Source organism: Brevibacillus brevis NBRC 100599 (genome assembly GCF_000010165.1).
Taxonomy (GTDB): domain Bacteria; phylum Bacillota; class Bacilli; order Brevibacillales; family Brevibacillaceae; genus Brevibacillus; species Brevibacillus brevis_D.
The window spans coordinates 1,069,961-1,086,034 of the sequence record NC_012491.1 but is presented as its reverse complement, the minus strand read 5'-3'; the positions used below and the strand labels follow the sequence as shown (position 1 = coordinate 1,086,034).

The 16,074-nt window shown below is 45.3% G+C and carries 17 protein-coding genes and 1 pseudogene; 9 read left to right on the top strand and 9 right to left on the bottom strand.

The window, feature by feature from the left end; all coding sequences use genetic code 11:
• Nucleotides 1–87: 87 nt before the first annotated feature.
• Nucleotides 88–930 (top strand): pyrroline-5-carboxylate reductase family protein, encoded by an 843-nt coding sequence (locus tag BBR47_RS05555; protein ID WP_012684778.1) that lies wholly within the window; start codon nucleotides 88–90, stop codon nucleotides 928–930.
• 18 nt (nucleotides 931–948) lie between these two features.
• On the opposite strand, the pseudogene BBR47_RS05550 reads toward BBR47_RS05555, so the two are convergent.
• Nucleotides 949–1,395, bottom strand: a pseudogene (locus tag BBR47_RS05550) (recombinase family protein); the annotation flags it as partial.
• A 251-nt stretch (nucleotides 1,396–1,646) separates the two neighbouring features.
• On the opposite strand from BBR47_RS05550, the gene BBR47_RS05545 reads away from it, so the two are divergent.
• The 3 genes from BBR47_RS05545 (at nucleotide 1,647) to BBR47_RS05535 (ending at nucleotide 2,755) form a co-directional block, all read left to right on the top strand.
• A complete protein-coding gene (locus BBR47_RS05545) occupies nucleotides 1,647–1,994 on the top strand; it encodes a cupin domain-containing protein (RefSeq protein WP_012684775.1) in 348 nt (115 codons plus the stop codon).
• A gap of 40 nt (nucleotides 1,995–2,034) precedes the next feature.
• Nucleotides 2,035–2,253 carry an NAD-binding protein gene (locus tag BBR47_RS05540; protein ID WP_012684774.1) on the top strand — a complete coding sequence of 73 codons (219 nt, stop codon included), beginning with the start codon at nucleotides 2,035–2,037 and terminating at the stop codon, nucleotides 2,251–2,253.
• A 148-nt stretch (nucleotides 2,254–2,401) separates the two neighbouring features.
• Nucleotides 2,402–2,755 (top strand): MoaF-related domain-containing protein, encoded by a 354-nt coding sequence (locus BBR47_RS05535; protein ID WP_012684773.1) that lies wholly within the window; start codon nucleotides 2,402–2,404, stop codon nucleotides 2,753–2,755.
• 283 nt (nucleotides 2,756–3,038) lie between these two features.
• Here BBR47_RS05535 and BBR47_RS31165 read toward each other — a convergent pair whose 3' ends face one another.
• A complete protein-coding gene (locus BBR47_RS31165; protein WP_173362193.1) occupies nucleotides 3,039–3,194 on the bottom strand; it encodes a hypothetical protein in 156 nt (51 codons plus the stop codon).
• A 122-nt stretch (nucleotides 3,195–3,316) separates the two neighbouring features.
• On the opposite strand from BBR47_RS31165, the gene BBR47_RS05530 reads away from it, so the two are divergent.
• From BBR47_RS05530 to BBR47_RS05515, 4 genes are read left to right on the top strand one after another with little or no spacing between them, the layout of a single operon-like run.
• Nucleotides 3,317–3,844 (top strand): TlpA family protein disulfide reductase, encoded by a 528-nt coding sequence (locus tag BBR47_RS05530; protein ID WP_012684772.1) that lies wholly within the window; start codon nucleotides 3,317–3,319, stop codon nucleotides 3,842–3,844.
• A 20-nt stretch (nucleotides 3,845–3,864) separates the two neighbouring features.
• Nucleotides 3,865–5,667 carry an ABC transporter ATP-binding protein gene (locus BBR47_RS05525; RefSeq protein ID WP_041749272.1) on the top strand — a complete coding sequence of 601 codons (1,803 nt, stop codon included), beginning with the start codon at nucleotides 3,865–3,867 and terminating at the stop codon, nucleotides 5,665–5,667.
• Nucleotides 5,624–6,244 (top strand): MauE/DoxX family redox-associated membrane protein, encoded by a 621-nt coding sequence (locus BBR47_RS05520; RefSeq protein WP_231850560.1) that lies wholly within the window; start codon nucleotides 5,624–5,626, stop codon nucleotides 6,242–6,244. Before BBR47_RS05525 ends, BBR47_RS05520 begins: the two co-directional genes overlap by 44 nt.
• Nucleotides 6,245–6,278: 34 nt before the next feature.
• Entirely contained in the window at nucleotides 6,279–6,902 is a 624-nt protein-coding gene (locus BBR47_RS05515; protein WP_012684769.1) for a TlpA family protein disulfide reductase, read from the top strand.
• Nucleotides 6,903–7,174: 272 nt separating this feature from the next.
• On the opposite strand, the gene BBR47_RS05510 is transcribed toward BBR47_RS05515, so the two are convergent.
• The 6 genes from BBR47_RS05510 to fabL form a co-directional block, all read right to left on the bottom strand.
• Complete coding sequence (locus BBR47_RS05510) at nucleotides 7,175–8,404, bottom strand: MFS transporter (RefSeq protein WP_012684767.1); 1,230 nt, start codon at nucleotides 8,402–8,404, stop codon at nucleotides 7,175–7,177.
• Nucleotides 8,405–8,520: 116 nt separating this feature from the next.
• On the bottom strand, nucleotides 8,521–9,741 hold the full coding sequence (locus BBR47_RS05505; protein WP_012684766.1) for an MFS transporter: 1,221 nt from the start codon (nucleotides 9,739–9,741) through the stop codon (nucleotides 8,521–8,523).
• A 24-nt stretch (nucleotides 9,742–9,765) separates the two neighbouring features.
• Complete coding sequence (locus BBR47_RS05500; protein WP_012684765.1) at nucleotides 9,766–11,547, bottom strand: ABC transporter ATP-binding protein; 1,782 nt, start codon at nucleotides 11,545–11,547, stop codon at nucleotides 9,766–9,768.
• Between the two features lie 57 nt (nucleotides 11,548–11,604).
• Nucleotides 11,605–12,141: a DUF402 domain-containing protein gene (locus BBR47_RS05495; RefSeq protein WP_012684764.1), complete on the bottom strand. Its 537-nt coding sequence runs from the start codon at nucleotides 12,139–12,141 to the stop codon at nucleotides 11,605–11,607.
• A 48-nt stretch (nucleotides 12,142–12,189) separates the two neighbouring features.
• Entirely contained in the window at nucleotides 12,190–12,603 is a 414-nt protein-coding gene (locus tag BBR47_RS05490) for a GNAT family N-acetyltransferase (protein ID WP_007729804.1), read from the bottom strand.
• A gap of 111 nt (nucleotides 12,604–12,714) precedes the next feature.
• Complete coding sequence (gene fabL / locus BBR47_RS05485; RefSeq protein ID WP_012684763.1) at nucleotides 12,715–13,473, bottom strand: enoyl-[acyl-carrier-protein] reductase FabL; 759 nt, start codon at nucleotides 13,471–13,473, stop codon at nucleotides 12,715–12,717.
• 195 nt (nucleotides 13,474–13,668) lie between these two features.
• Between fabL and BBR47_RS05480 the strand changes: the two genes are divergently transcribed.
• Nucleotides 13,669–13,893, top strand: coding sequence for a hypothetical protein (locus tag BBR47_RS05480; RefSeq protein WP_012684762.1), 225 nt, complete (start codon nucleotides 13,669–13,671; stop codon nucleotides 13,891–13,893).
• Nucleotides 13,894–13,942: 49 nt separating this feature from the next.
• Here the strand turns inward: BBR47_RS05480 and BBR47_RS05475 are convergent, their stop codons facing one another.
• Nucleotides 13,943–15,910 (bottom strand): methyl-accepting chemotaxis protein, encoded by a 1,968-nt coding sequence (locus BBR47_RS05475; RefSeq protein WP_012684761.1) that lies wholly within the window; start codon nucleotides 15,908–15,910, stop codon nucleotides 13,943–13,945.
• Nucleotides 15,911–16,074 lie beyond the last annotated feature (164 nt).

Sequence of the window (16,074 nt, the reverse complement as noted above, 5' to 3'; positions counted from 1 at the left end):
TGAAACATCAAAGGTACAGCTCTCTCACATGGGAGGCTGTACCTTTTTTCATGAGCCTACGTTACAATAAAACGGGGGGTTTTGCACATGCGAATTGGAATCATTGGACTAGGCAGTATGGGTCAAATGCTGGTGAAATCACTCTGTAAAAGCGGTGTGATCCAGCCCGAGCATATCACCGTCTTCAATCGAACAAGAGAAAAGGCTGAAAATCTGCAAGCATCACATGGCATTCTCATAGCCGAAAGTGCGCAAGAGGTGTGCGACCAGGCAAAGCTGGTCTTTCTCTGCACAAAGCCACTGGATATCCTGCCTGTATTGCGTGAGTTGTCTATCCCTGAAAGTGTACATATCGTTTCTGTAGCAGCAGGTGTTAGCATCGATGATTTGGAAACCGTCCATGCAGGTGCTGTGAGCAAGGTAATTCCTACCGTCACTTCGCAAGAGCTGCATGGTGTATCTCTATTTACATGCAGCAGTCGAACAAGTACAGAGGATCGCAATGAGCTTCTCACTCTCCTGTCTTCCATTAGTCAATCACAGGACGTATCCGAGGTCGAGATCGAAACAGCGACGATCCTCACCAGCAGCGCCCCAGGACTGATCGCAGGGATTCTTGATTCGTTCGCGCAGGCTGCCGTTCGCAAAACACCAGAGCTTGACTTGGATACTGCGAGAAGCATGCTAGTGGAAACGATGCTGGGAACCGCTCTTTTGCTCAAAAACGAACAGCTTAGCTTCGACCAGCTGATCGAACGTGTTGCTACCAAAGGTGGTATTACCGAGGAAGGTTTGCGTGTTCTGGACAAGACGCTTCCTTCTGGATTTGACGAGTTGTTTGCGATGACAGAATCCAAGCACGCTGCTTTGAAGATACTAGTCCAACAACAAAGTACAGTTTACAAGGGACTACACAGGGTAACGGTGTGACGGGAGGTATACTGCCCGTCAGATTTTCCATGTAATGTTCATCTTGTCGCTGGTGGCTTCCACAGTAGTAACCAGCAAATCCAGCACTCGCCGCTTATCGTCAAAGCTGACGGTTTCCCATGTGTCCAAGTACCCGGAAATTTGCTGTACCTGTTCCGGGCTGATGGTTTCCACCGTCAATTCCGCAATCTCTTTGACAAGAGATTGCTTGTGGCTGTCCAGTTCCGCTATCTTCACATTCACATAGGAGAGCAGGACATTGTTTGCCCCGGTAAGGCTGTCCACCAGCTTTTCAATTTCGCTGTCCACACGGACAAGCTCCACTTGCAAGGCGGTGATTTTCGGGTTACCCTTTGCCGCCTTTTTCCGTCCCGTCAGTGTCTTGTAACTTGCCAGCTTTTTTACCATCTGCTGATAGGCAAGGGCTTCCAGTTCGGCGGTGTAAATCTTCCCGCAGCCGATACAGCAAGTCGTTGTGATGTGCCGCCAGTTGGGAATAGACTATACAAAACTGACGCCGGAGGAATTTCAGACATTGATTAACATATTGAAAAAATCCAAGCATCTGAATATTCCTAAAGGCAAGCGAAGGATGAAACGGAAATGACAGGGTTGGATTTATGTGGTAGAATGAGTATTAAGAGGGAACAGAAAATTGTAGAACTGGGTTGAACTAAGAATTATTTATATAATGCGAATTGCAAGGAGGGTAACATATGTCAAATTTATTTCCAGAGCCGATTAGCAACCTTCCAGAAGCAGATATGCCTTTTTCCAATTATCAAGCATACCTTTCTCAAGGAGAGAATCACCAAATAATTTTTATGCAATTTAATGAGGATATTGATTTGCCAGAACACTCGCACGAAAGTCAATGGGGCATCGTGCTTGAAGGCAAGATTGAATTAACCATAAATGGTGTAAAAAATATTTATACTAAAGGCGATAGGTACTTTATTGAAAAAGATGTAAAACACTCCGGAAAAATATTTGCGGGCTATGCTGATATTACTTTTTTTAATCAAAAGGATAGGTACAATACAAAGCTGAAAAAGCAAAAATGAACAGCTTGTGTAGATGCCGGTTATGAGCATTATATGAAACTTGCAAACATTTGAAGCAAGGAATGGGAAATCAGGCCGCTACGCCTATCCAGCTGCCTTTGCCCTGAAGCATATGGCCAAGGACCTTCGCCTTGCGCATGAAGCAGGCGTTTCTACACCATTGGCGGAATCCGTCAATGCCACCTATCGGCATGCATTGGAAGAAGGCTTGGGCGAGCTGGATTTGATGGCGATCCTGCGTCATCTCGGTGGAAAATAGTTTTCGTGGTTAGACTGACCCTACATAAAATAACAGCGGCTACCTAAGACCTGAAAATAACGTCTTAGACTAGCCGCTGTTTTTTGCATTCCACGCAGAGCATACGCCTACATTTGACATATATTGCATACAAAAGGAGGAGTATGCTATGCATCATCCAAATTTTCAAAATGTACAATACAGTCATCGACTCCCTTTATACGCTGGTAAGACCTTTCGCTATGATTATGATGATGGCAATGTATTTATTATTCATTTCTTTGACGCTACTCATCGGCATGATGAAGGGATTGCTGGACCTCATAAAGGCTTCCATGGTTACTATACATTCAATTACGTAGAAATAGCTCCTCGCGTTTACTTTATGTATTGGCTGGAAGAAGTCTACACGGTCAGCCAAGTTGCTGATTTTAATCGAATGCTGGTCTATACCCATTATACCTATGATGCACAGGGTGTTCGAAGAAGTCTGTTCCATTCTGGTATCATAACCGAACTTTGATAGCTTCACCTCATAATCCGTGAAAGATGACAAAGCGAAAGACCGGAATTGCCGGTCTAAGACTGTAGAGAAACTCCATTTTTTCGTGGTTTCTTTCATTATGATTATCCGTGGGAATAATAACGATTAACGTAAAGAGTTGGCAAATATTTGTGAATGCAAAACAAACCTTCAGCTCCACATTTCTAGTGGTTTTGAAGGTTTGTTTGTAGAGGATGATTTAGCATCCTAGCAAATTTTTCGTGTAATGCTGGTACACTCATCCCCTAAATTATTCTTTTCCCTAGCAGCAGGTAAAGTTGAGAGGGTTCTGCCAGTTATGTTTTGCTGTCCCCTTTTCTAAAATACAAAACACATTAACGGTGCAGGGAGGATCAGGTAAGTAACCGATTGTTGAATCTTTCTTGACACCAATTAACTTTGAAAATTGATCTAACATAGTTATAACCTCCATATTTTTACAATTTTTACTTTCAATTCAATTATAAGAATTGCAACACTCGCTGTCAAATGATACATTATTTACAAATAGTTACCAAAAATAGTTTGAGGGAGGCTTCTGTGTACGTTCTCATTCCACTAACGGTAGCAATTGCTTTATTAGGCATGCAACTCTATTCATACCGAAAGTTCAGGAATATCGTTACTCTCTTTTCTGTAGAAGATTCTATTTTTTCACTTCTAAATCAATATTTTATCGGTGTAAATCTCAAAGAGTCACTTATATTCCCCACGCATTTATCACAAACACCAACCATTGTCATGTTCGCTGCCCCCTCATGTGATACATGCCATCATGAAGTAGAAAGATACTTAACCCATATCAAGAAAAAAACAACCAACCTTCCTTTCTTATGTGCGGTTAAGCAGGATGATTCTGACTATCAGCACTTTATCGACACATTTAGCGGAAAAATTACGATGGTTCCCGTCGACAAAAAAACCATGAGCGAATTACACATCATCAACTTCCCAAGCCTGTTTATTGTTGACTCACAGGGGATCATTCGATATGTAGGACGCTCAGTTGGTGAGCTAGTAGACATCTTGAAGCACAAGAAGAAGCAAGAGCTTCACAACATCCAATAAAACTAGAAAAGGTGTTCCTCATGATTGTTCAATCATTTATCAAGCTGTTTGTTTTCTTATGGGCACATGCCCGGCTACTTCTCACGCTTTTAGTTTGCTTAACAATCATGATTGGTTTACTACCAGTAGCCACCCTTTGGCTATCCAAAGAAATGATTAATGAGGTCGCGAAAATCATTCAACTCCAAGTGGGTGATTATCGTTATGCTTTTTTCTTACTTTCACTTCAATTTTTAATAGCGATGGCTACATCTGTGCTTCTCAATATCCAACAATACCTGAATGGAAAGCTTGAAAATGTTTTGGAACTCGCGGCGCAATCACTTGTACTTCAAAAGGTAGAATCGGTACCGCTTTTCTATTTTGATATTCCCGATTTTTACAATCATTTAGAGAGAGTTCACTTGAATGTGGGCGCACGCTTTTTATCACCATTCACGATCCTACTAGAGATCGTTAGAGCCAGCATTACTATTTTCAGTTTCTTGCTCTTTTTGCTTACCGTTCACTGGAGCCTCGTCATTTTAAGTCTGATCGCGGCAATTCCCGTCTTCTTTGTTCAAATTCGATTTGGCAGTATCAATTATTGGCTCAGATACGGCTTAACCCCCTTAATTCGCGACATACAATATACCAGTTTTTTATTGAAAGACCGGCAGTCAGCCAAGGAAATTCGACTATTTGGCTTAGGTCAAATGCTACTGAAAAGATGGTCAACCTCCATGACCCACCAGTTCACTGAGACATTAAAGGTGCTGCGAAAGCAACAAGCAACTGAGGTCGGCCTAGATGGGTTTACCGCACTTTTGTACTTTGGGACAGCTGGAATTATCATCTGGTTAATCCGTACCACCTCTATGCAAATCGGTGAGTTTGTAGCAATCGGACAAGCTGTGCAGGGAACACAAGGATTGACCAATCAGCTATCTAACCAGTCAGCAAAAATATTTGGAGAGATTCTCTATATAAACGATTTTTTTAATTTCATCGAATATGAACACCCTGAAAAGGATGCAAGCGACGAAGGCTCAGCTCTCTTTCCAGCACCGCTACAACAGGGCATTTTTATAAAAGGATTGTCATTTACCTACGTCAATACGACAAATCCTGTTCTAAGGGATATTCATTTGCACATACGGCCTGGTGAAAAAATCGCAATCGTCGGTGAAAATGGCTCGGGTAAATCAACCTTGGTCAAATGTGTGATGGGGTTGTATCCCATATCACAAGGTGACATTTCCTTCGATGGCCTCAGTATTAGCCAGATCAAACCTGATGATTTACGCAAAAATATGACTGTGATCTTCCAGGATTTCATCAAATATGCCTATACATTACAGGAAAATATTGGTTTTGGTGATACCGAACGAATAAACGATCTAAAATGGATGCAAGAAATTGCCGCTACATCTGGCGTGGATCAAATCGTTTCCAAACTTCCAGATGGCTACCAAACTTATTTAAGTCGCTATTTGCAAGAGGGAACCGATCTTTCTGGGGGACAATGGCAAAAAATTGCCTTGGCTCGTGCTCTGTTTCGAAATAGTGATATTGTGATTTTAGATGAGCCAACAGCAGCTCTTGATCCTATGACTGAGCTTTCTGTATACCAACTCGTACGAAATTTGACCGAAAATAAAACAACCCTATTTGTCTCACACCGTATGGCTGCTGCTAAAATGGCAGATCGGATTATCGTGATGAAGGATGGTCAGTTAGTCGAGTCTGGAACGCATGATGAACTGATTTCACTTAATAAAGAATACGCGCAGATGTATCATGCTCAAGCACAATGGTATGCAACACCAGTGGAAAGCAGGTGAAAAATTGGAAATCGCGACCTTTATCTTTCGCATGATTCTAGCACTGTTGTTTATAAGTTCGTCTGTATCAAAAATCAAAAACAGCACGACTCATGCTTCAATTGTAAAAGACTACAAAATACTGCCTGAACGATCTATTAGATTTTTTTCCGTCCTCGACACTTATTCTGAATTGCTGATTGGATTGCTACTCATTTTCGGGCTGTACGATTCATGGGCAGTTCTGGCTGGTAGTGGTTTACTACTCCTGTATAGCGTGGCTATTGTGGTCAATTTATTGCGCGGAAGAAGAGAAATAACATGTGGTTGCGGTGGCATCGTCGGCAATCACAATCTATCATGGATACTGGTCAGCCGAAACGTCTTGCTCATTGCGATGTGTCTCTGGGTCTATCAAATACCGACCACCTATGGGAATCTCTCATGGGCGTTAGAAACAGGAAATTTCAGAACCGTATATGGAGAAGAGTACTGGACGTTAATGATCATCGCATTGTTGTCCACACTTGTGATTCTGATTGGTCAACATTTAGGGAGCATTCGGAAGAAAGTACACGAGCTAGTCGCACAAAAATAAATATCATTCCCTCACGAAAAAGGAGAGATCCTCTGTGGAAACGTTTATACAATGGTCTGTGATTGCGTTATGGGTATTTGTCATTGTGCAATTCGTTGTTATCTACCTGCTAACCAAACTAGTAGCAGATTTTATCAATAAATTACAAGCAAAAGAAAAAGAACCGAGTGTAGACAACTGGATAGGCTCCAGAGCCCCGGTTCTGATCGATAACAGTCCATCTGGAACAAGCATTGAATTTACAGAGATGAAAAGCCACTCTACACTTGTACTTTTCACGGCAGAAGGTTGCCCCATATGCCAGCAAATCATTCCGCATTTAGAGAAGGTAAAACTACGATTTCCTCAGCTTAAATTACTAGTTGTTTATTCAGGAAAGCTCACTCACGAGACCCAAAACCAGGACGATATTCAGTATATCGACTCTACCATTTCGTTTTCAATGTACCAAATCGATGCGATGCCATCTGCTGTCCTGATCGACAAAAAAGGAATTATCCTTGCCAAAGAAACGGTTCCTACCATTCATTATCTACTGGCATTGCTTGAAAAACATGTGCCTATCGAAGCGGACACCTCGGAGTTCACTCCTACGTCGCTCTCAACAAATCCAGGAGAAAATAAAGCAAATAAAATTGCCCCTCAGCCATATTCATGACTGTAGAAAACCTACCATTCATATTTTAAGAATATTACAGTAAATTAACGCAGGTGACTTCATTTCAGCTACTCATAAAAACCTTCGCTTCCTCTACTACCCGTTGATCTGTCAATATACATCACCGGGTTTGTTGCCTTCCCCGATGACATAGCCCGCAGATCGTATGCTTACAAAAGAAAACACATACTGAATATGATCAAGAAGCATATCTTCAAAAAAGGCTGCCTTACCAGTAGAAAAATCTACAGATAAGACAGCCTGTTTCATGTTTAATTTACGGAAACCCCACTAGAATGCACCGTCTGCTTTTTTTGCAAGCGCAACGCCAAAAGGAAAGCGATGAGTAGCAATCCAGCAGATACATAATAAACAACCCGGACTCCCAGCCATTCAGCGATAGCACCCATCACTAGGGCAGAAGTGCCAAAAACGAGTAAATCAATCGTCCCCTTTGCTGACAGGACATAGGGTAGTACTGATTCCTCCGTCTCTTGCTGCAAAAGCGTCTGCTTGCTTACATGCACCATTTCCAAAAACGGTCCCAACGCAAACGAAAACAACAGTGCCACCAGAGCGTTCGTACTACTGCCAAAACAAAAGGTAAAAAATCCGACGCCAATTGTACCGCAAATGATCCAACGAAATAAATGACGCCGCATCCGCTCCGCATACATCAATAGCAGCGTCCCACCCGCAATGGCTCCAAGCATGTAACCAGCATTGATATAGCCCCACCATTCTTCCCCTTGTCCAAGCACATCGAGGACAAATGGCAACATAATCGCAGCGATCCACACACCCCCGGACAAGCCGATCACGACATCCATCGCGACCAGCAGTCGCAGGACAGGTACATCGCGAATGGCTTTCCATCCAGTGAGCCAGTTTGTTTTCGCCCCAGCTGCGTGTTCTTCTCGCAGCTTTTCGCTTGCCGGTGCAATGCCTGTCATCGCGATCGTTGCCACTACATAGGCACCAACCGTTCCCCACAGAACAACACCCGCTCCCAGCCAGGAAACGAGTAATCCTCCTGCGGCCCAGCCAGCAAAATGAACCGTTTGATCTAAGGTGGCAAGCAAACCATTCGCTCGCATGAGATCTTCTCGTCCTACCAACTGCGGCACCATGGCGTTTCGTGCAGGGTTTGCCCATCCATCCATAAAGGCGATGGTTGACCCCAATCCGAACAACAGCCAGATCCACTCTCCCTGCTCTCCCACACCGCTACTGACAGCTAATGAGGCTATAGCCAAAAGCATCGTCTTCAAGCCTTGCGACAGCACGAGCATGCCCGTCAACGACAAACGCTGAAACACTAGCGGAGCCAACAAGCTGCTCACAGATTGCGAAGCTACGATGACAACCGGTATGAACGCCGTGTACATGACAGAACCAGTTGCAGCGTACATGACCGAAATAAACGCGACAATATAAAATACATCCCCAAGGTTGGCCAATGTCTGACCCGCCCAGAGGCAAATAAAGCGTCGATGCCACATAAAGCACACCCTCCTGTCGGTTCAGGACCAGCCTATACGTCCTGATGGAATATGAAGTTATTCACACCGACTCGCCGTCACAATGGAGGTGCACCTCTTTTCGCGAAAATTACCTTTTATTCTATTCCAGAATCAGGATGCTGTACAGATTTGTTTCGGAAAAAGCTGTAGTACACCCAGCCTGCGTTAATAAACAGGAAAGCACTCGTCATGTAAAAAACTCCGCTAATGCTCACATAACCTGCCAAAAAGCCGCCAATCATCGGTCCGAGCATGCTGCCAATACTGACGAAGCTATTGTTATAGCCGTAGACGCGACTGACCATATGTACAGGTGTTGCTCGCCGTAGCAAAGCATTGACGGATGGGAGTAATCCTCCCAGGGACAAGCCTAATAAAAATCGGAGCGCGACCAATTGCCATACCGTATGTACGAGACCTTGTGGAATGAAGATGATTGCGGCAGCCAAAAGCGAGAACAAGAGCACCTTTTGCGAGCCGAACCGATCTCCTAAACGCCCTAGCTGTGGGGAGGCAAAAACATTTGCTACCCCCATGCATGCCTGGACAATTCCGGCCCACAACGCTACCTTTGCCCCTTCTGAACCGAGCAACTGCGAAATGTAAATCGGCAGCACAGGGATAATGCTAAACAACGCAAACTGGATCATTACGGTTACAAAAAAGAGCGCCGGGAGTTCTTTGGAAGAAAAGATCATCTGAAAGTCTTCGCGTAGACTCGATTGTTCCTTTTTTTCAGGTGGAACAAAGTTCTCTTTCACCGTAAACGTAATGACCAAGGTCGCCAGTAATAATACGCAACCAGTAATTACAAAAATCATCCGAAAGCCGATCTTCTCCGCGAGAACACCGCCAAACAGCGGTCCCATAATGGTTCCGGCCGTAATAAAAGACTGAAGCAACCCTGTTGCATAGCCAATTCGTTCTTTTGGGACAGAGGATGCTACTAATGCGGTACTGGCAGGGATGATTCCGCCTACGAGTCCATTGAGCAAACGAAGGGCCAAAAGCTGCCACAGACTCCCCGCAAAACCAGTCATTGCCATGGTAATGGACATAAAAAATCCCGAACGCAGAATCATAATCTTGCGCCCGTGCTTATCGGCCAAATTTCCCCAAATAGGCGAGACGAGGCCCGCCGTCAAAAAGTTGGCTCCAAAAATAATCCCCGCCCAAGCCGTGACTTGATGAGGGTCTTCAATTCCGAAATCCTGCTGAATGTAAAGCGGTAAAAAAGGCATGATCATGCTCATCGCCACCATGACGAAAAACAACGATCCACAGAGCACATATAAATTACGGCGCCATATCTCCATCGGATTTCCTCCAATCCCATCTGCTTATCCCTGTTGCAGGTCGGATGTACTTCCTAAATCTTGCACACTCCACAGGCCATAGTATACTCCCTTTCTCTCCAGCAATTGCTCGTGGGTGCCTTCCTCAACGATTTGTCCCTCTTTCATGACAATGATTTTGTCCGCATGGGTAATCGTCGAGAGTCGATGGGCCACGATGAGCGTTGTTCTTCCTTTTGCCAATCTGGACAAAGACTCCTGAATCGTGTGCTCTGATTCCAAGTCGAGGGCAGACGTCGCCTCATCCAGAATCAGAATACCTGGGTCACGCAGGAAAACTCGCGCAATCGCAATTCTCTGCTTTTGCCCGCCAGAGAGCTTTACGCCTCGCTCCCCCAGCTCCGTATGGTAGCCATTCGGTAATTCGCTAATAAAGTCATGGGCATTTGCCGCCTTCGCAGCTTCTTGCACAGCACTGTCATCTGCATCAGGATTGCCCATTAAAATATTCACTTTTGCTGATTCACTAAACAAAATATTATCTTGCTGCACCATCCCGATGTGGTGACGCAAATTTTGCTGCTTCACATCGCGGATATCAAGGCCATCAATGGTAATTTTCCCTTCTGTCACGTCCCAAAAACGCGGCAGCAAGCTAATCAACGAAGATTTACCGCCGCCTGACATCCCGACAATCGCAACCGTTTCACCAGAAGAGATGTTCAAATTCACGTTGTTCAAGACAAGAGGGCCTTCCTCCCGATAGCGGAAGGACACGTTCTCAAAGCGAATTTCGCCGCGAATGCGTTTGGTTGCAGGGTCTACAGGCAACTCTCCTGCGTTTGGCTTATCAACGATATCGTACGATTCATCGATAAACTCGAACATCCGGTCCATCGATGCAATTGCCTGCGTCAGTACCGTACTGGAATTGACCAAACGTCGCAGTGGTGTGTATAAGCGCTCCAAATAAGCATAAAACGCAACGAGCGTCCCTACGCTCATGCTCCCGCCGATGACTTGGTAACCAGCATAGGCAATAACCAGAAGCGGTGCGATATCCGTCACCGTATTAACTACAGCGAAGGTTCGAGCATTCCACCGCGTATGTGCCAGTGCCTTATCCAGAAACTGATTGTTCTCCTTGGCAAATTCCTTGCTCTCCTGCTTTTCCAATGCAAAGCTGCGGATGAGCGACATGCCGTTTACACGTTCGTACAAATACCCTTGTAGATGCGCCAGTGCAGCTGAACGATCCTTTGTCAATTGACGCAAGCGCTTGTAGAAAAACTTGACGGAGATACTGTACAAAGGGAAAACGATAATGGCGACAATCGTCAGCTCCACGTCCATATAGAGCATGATCCCCATCGTCAATGTAATCGTAATCAGGTCCAGCCAAAGATTCATCAATCCCGATTCCACGAAGCTTTTGGTTGATTCCACGTCGTTAATGACCCGAGAGATGACCTCACCCGTTTTGGTATTGTTGTAATAGCGCATCGACAGTCGTTGTAAATGAGAAAACAATTGATTGCGAATGTCGAACAAGATACGACTGGATACCCACTGTGCATAGTATTGCCGGATGTACTCAACAGGGGCGCGAACGACGGTGAATAACAAAAAGGCCCCGAGCATCAGCCAAAATAGCTGTTTCAGCTTTTCCTCTTGAGGAAGCGGACTTGGCAATAGGTCATCAATGACGTATTTGATAAGAAGTGGCAGAGCAAGTGGGATCGCGAACTTAATAATTCCAATAAATATAGTGCCCAATATTTGTTTCCAATAGGGCAGGACATAAGCCAAGTAGCGGCGTATGCTCAAGCATCATACCTCCTTTGCAAACAAGGAAATCCCTCCCCCGGTCATTCGGGAAAGGGATTATTCCTCATCATCTCGTACTAAAAGATAACGCTCGTACCAGCGTTGGACGAAGCCGTTTTGAAAAGGGCCACGTCGTGCGCTTACCCAATCCAGCACCTCTCGCAATGCTGTCTGCACTCTTTCCACAACAAATGGAGGATAGTTCATCTGTTTGCTATGTAAAAGAAACTCCTCTTCGTCGAGAATCGAGTACGTCATATCGGGAAACACTTTTACGTCGAGATCATAGTCTATGTAGCTTAGCAATTGTCCCTTCATGCTGAAGGGCGAACCAATGTTGCAATAATAATAAATACCGTCATCACGAATCATGGCAATGGTATTGAACCACTGGCCTCTACCAAATGTACAAATGGCCGGTTCACGCGTACGCCATTCCCGCCCGTCTGCTTCTGTCACCTTGACCCGATCATTTCCCCCAATCACCACCGCATCACTGGTATGAATCAACGTAGATTTGTCCCATATGCGGTGCAGCGAATGGTCGTGTTTATAACTTTCTATGCGGATATTGGAGCCCGGAGCTGGTGACATGACTCTCCCCTTTCTTCTCTTCTCTATTTGAATGGGGACAAGCCTCCTTTAAGAAGAGAGCTTTTTGGAAAGTGTAACATATTTTTGTACTTCATAGCCAAGTGAAAGGTAAAACGGAAGGACTTCCGGATTTGATTGATTGACCATGATCAAGACGTTATTGACACCTCGTTGCTTGAAACGCTTTTCAATTGCTTCAACGAGTTCGCGACCAATACCTGAGCCTTGCATCTCTGGAAGTACAGCCAATCGGTAGAAATAGGCACGAGCGCCGTCAATCGTGCCAACCACGACCCCCACCACTTTGCCTTCAATTTCTGCAACCATTACCAGATCGCTGTCCCAAGCCAAATGCTGGGCCAAATCGTTCAATGACTCTTTGTCCGATTGGTCCAACCCCGTCTCCTGCCAAATACGTGTGATAGCCGAATAGTCACCGAGTCGAAACGGACGAATCAGCATGTGTTGCCTCCTTCGTAACCTTCTTCCTCTATTGTACAACACATGGACAACTTTGTCTTGTGTCGCAACACCACAAAGTCTCCAACTCCATACTCCATCTTCCATAAATAATTATGTCAAAAGAGAAATACCGCCGTCTACAATCAATGTCTGTCCGCGAACCATCCACGCTTTGTCGGAGAGCAAGAACATCACAGCATTAGCCAAATCTTCCGGCTCCACAATGCGTCCTGCTGGCGTACGCTCTGCTGAGCTTCCGAGCAATTCTTCACGATTCGGGAAATGTTTGAGTGCATCCGTATCCACCGCTCCGCCAGATACAGCGTTTACTACAATATTATGCGGTGCGAGCTCGACTGCCAAATAACGAGTAATCGCTTCTACAGCTGCCTTCGATACGCCGACCGCTGTATAGTTGTCGAGTACGCGAATGGACCCAAGGCTGGACAAGCTCACGATTTTTCCGCCGTTGCCACCCTTGATCATTAGTTTTGCCGCTTCTTGCGCACAGAACAACAGCGCCTTGCTGTTAATTTCCATGGTCCAGTCCCAATGGCTTTCTTCCAGCTCCATCAGCGGACGCAGTACACCCGATGCCGCATTGTTCACAAAGACATCCAAGCGACCGAATTCCTGGTCAATTTCTGCGAACAATTCTTTGATTTTCGCTACATCCCCTACATTGGCTTTGATCAGATGGACACGAGCGCCCTTTGCTTCCAGCTCTGCTGCTGCTTCTCTTGCCGCAGTGCGGTTACGCAAATAGTTCAGCACCAGGTCATAACCCTGTTCCGCCAATTGAAGAGCAATCGCTTTTCCGATCCCTCGGGTCCCGCCAGTAACCAGTGCAACTTTTTTCGTTGTATTCATAAAAAGATTACCTCCCAACCTGACCAACTATTAATAGCAGGTACTAATATGTAAAAATCACCTTTTCATTATACAACTCCACCTGCGCTTTTTCTACCTACGGAAAAAATCCCGGCATGACTTGATCCTCTCAACTATAGCCATACTAAGCTCGCGGTATTAGGCAACCACTACCACATAAGGAGGAATGGCAGGGTGTACATAGGTCGGGAATTATCCGAATTAACCATGGTGCCACTAGCTGATTGGGAAATGAATGAGCTGCTTTATTACCATCACAATTTTTCGCAATTGGCAGCTTACCTCAGTGCAGAAGGAGCCTCTCTTCACGTCAAAGTCATCCATGAGCTTGAATCCAGAGGGCCTGTGAATGGAGACAGCGGGGGATGGGATCATTCCTCGTCACCTATTTACGATTAAGTAAAAAGCCCGGCTGCTCGTGTATGTAAACACGGCGCCGGGCTTATTTTTAAATACGGAATTTGCCGATCTGGTCTTGCAATTCCTCCGCGAGATGTTCGAGAGAAACAGCTGAGGAAGCGATCTCTTCCATAGAGGCTAGCTGCTCCTGGGCAGCTGCGGATACACTTTGTGTTCCATCAGACGCTTGCAGTGTCACTTCGGAAATATGACCAATAATCTCAACCACTTTCTGTGCCCTTGTGGAGAAATCACGTGTCGCTTCAGATACCTGACCGATTTTCTCTGCCACTTCATTGACGGCTGATTGAATTTGTTCGAAGGACTGGCCAGCTTCGTTCACTTTTTCAATACCTTGCGTGACTTCACGCTTGCTCTGATCCATCACAAGCACAGCATGGTTTGTCTCCGCTTGAATCGTGGTGATCAGCTGATTGATTTGTTGTGCCGAGCTTGCGGATTGCTCTGCCAGCTTGCGTACCTCATCAGCCACCACAGCAAAGCCTCGTCCATACTCCCCTGCTCTAGCCGCTTCGATTGCAGCATTTAGTGCGAGCAGATTGGTTTGGTTTGCGATGGCAGTGATCACATCCACGATTTTTCCGATTTCCTGTGAACGCGTACCCAAATTATCCACGACTTTCGCCAGACTGTGAATCGATTCGCTGGATGCGTTCATTTGTAGCACAGCCGATTGAATGGCTTTGTTTCCGGTCACTGCCAAGTCTGACGATTCCCGAGCTGCGATGAAAACGTTTTGTGTATGCTCTGCGATCTGACCAAGTCTTGCCGACATTTGTTCGACTGCTGCGTTACCCTCCTGCGTATGGGAGACTTGCTGCTCGGTTCCTTCCGCCATTTCTTGCATGGTCTCTGCAATCTGTTCTGTCGCTTTGCTTGTCTGGTCCGCGCTTGCAGCGAGCTGCTCTGCCGAAGAAGCCAGCTGCTGAACAGAATCATTCACAGAATGGAGCAAGGAACGAAGAGATTCCGCCATATGATTGAAGGCTTTGCCCAACGTACCCAACTCATCGTCACTACGTATATGTACTTGTTGTGTCACATCGCCTTGGCTCATTTTTTCCGCTGCTTCTGTCAACATGCGCAAAGGACGGAGTAAGGATCGCAAAATCACGTAAATGACTCCGCCAGCTACCACCAGCGCAGCAATTATAATCACGAGCATCGTGTAAAAAATCGGATTTGCTGCTTCTCCTGCTTCGCTTTCATACATCACGCCAACCAGCTTCCAACCCGTATTTTCATTCGTAGTAAACACGGCTTGGACGGGATTTCCTTCGTGCTGAAACTGTAATCGACCTGACTCTTTTGCATATACAGTATCCACCCAAGACTCTGCAACCTCAACGCCAGACTCTCCATTTGGATTGACTAGCATTTTTCGGTTTTTATCCAAAATCGTCATAAATCCTTGGGTACCGATTTTCGCTTGCTTGACCGTCGCGCCCAGCGCTGACAGTTGAATATCAATTCCATAAACACCGGACTGATCAGGCAATGCCATCGCCATTCCTACCACGACTTTGCCGGTAATGGCATCTATGTACGGGTCCACAATGATGGTCTTTCCTGGCTGCTTCATGGCTGCTATGTACCAATCTCTCTTTCGCGGGTCGAAACCGTCCGGGAGCTTGGAGTCGGTTGCAGTCATCATGCCGCCATTCTCGTCCCCGATATACGCTTCACTCACTTCCGAGTTTAAAGCGAGAAAACGCTGCAATTTCTTTTTGGTGATCACCCTGTTCTCTTCCTGAATGTCTTTGCGTACAATATCAGCAGCGATCCACCCCACATTCCTTGATTGCTCCATCAGTGTCCGATTCAAAAGCGCGTCTACCAACCGAACATTTTCAGAGGCAGTCGTAAGCAATTCATTTGACAGCTCTGTCTTGGCACTCTGATAAGAGAGCAGCCCAAGCAAAAGCATGGGGATCACTAATATTGTGGAAAATGTAGCGATTAGCTTCGATTTCACAGTGAGTCTGGGGGTTTTCATTCGCTAATATCACCTTTCTGTGTGTCATGATATGTTTATCCGCTATATGTCTCATTGTAAACTTTCCATTGCTCACCAGACTACACATTTGTTTATTTTTTATTATCTTTTATTATATTCAGAATATACTTTCTTCTAGAAATAGGTAAAAAATCGCTTTACAA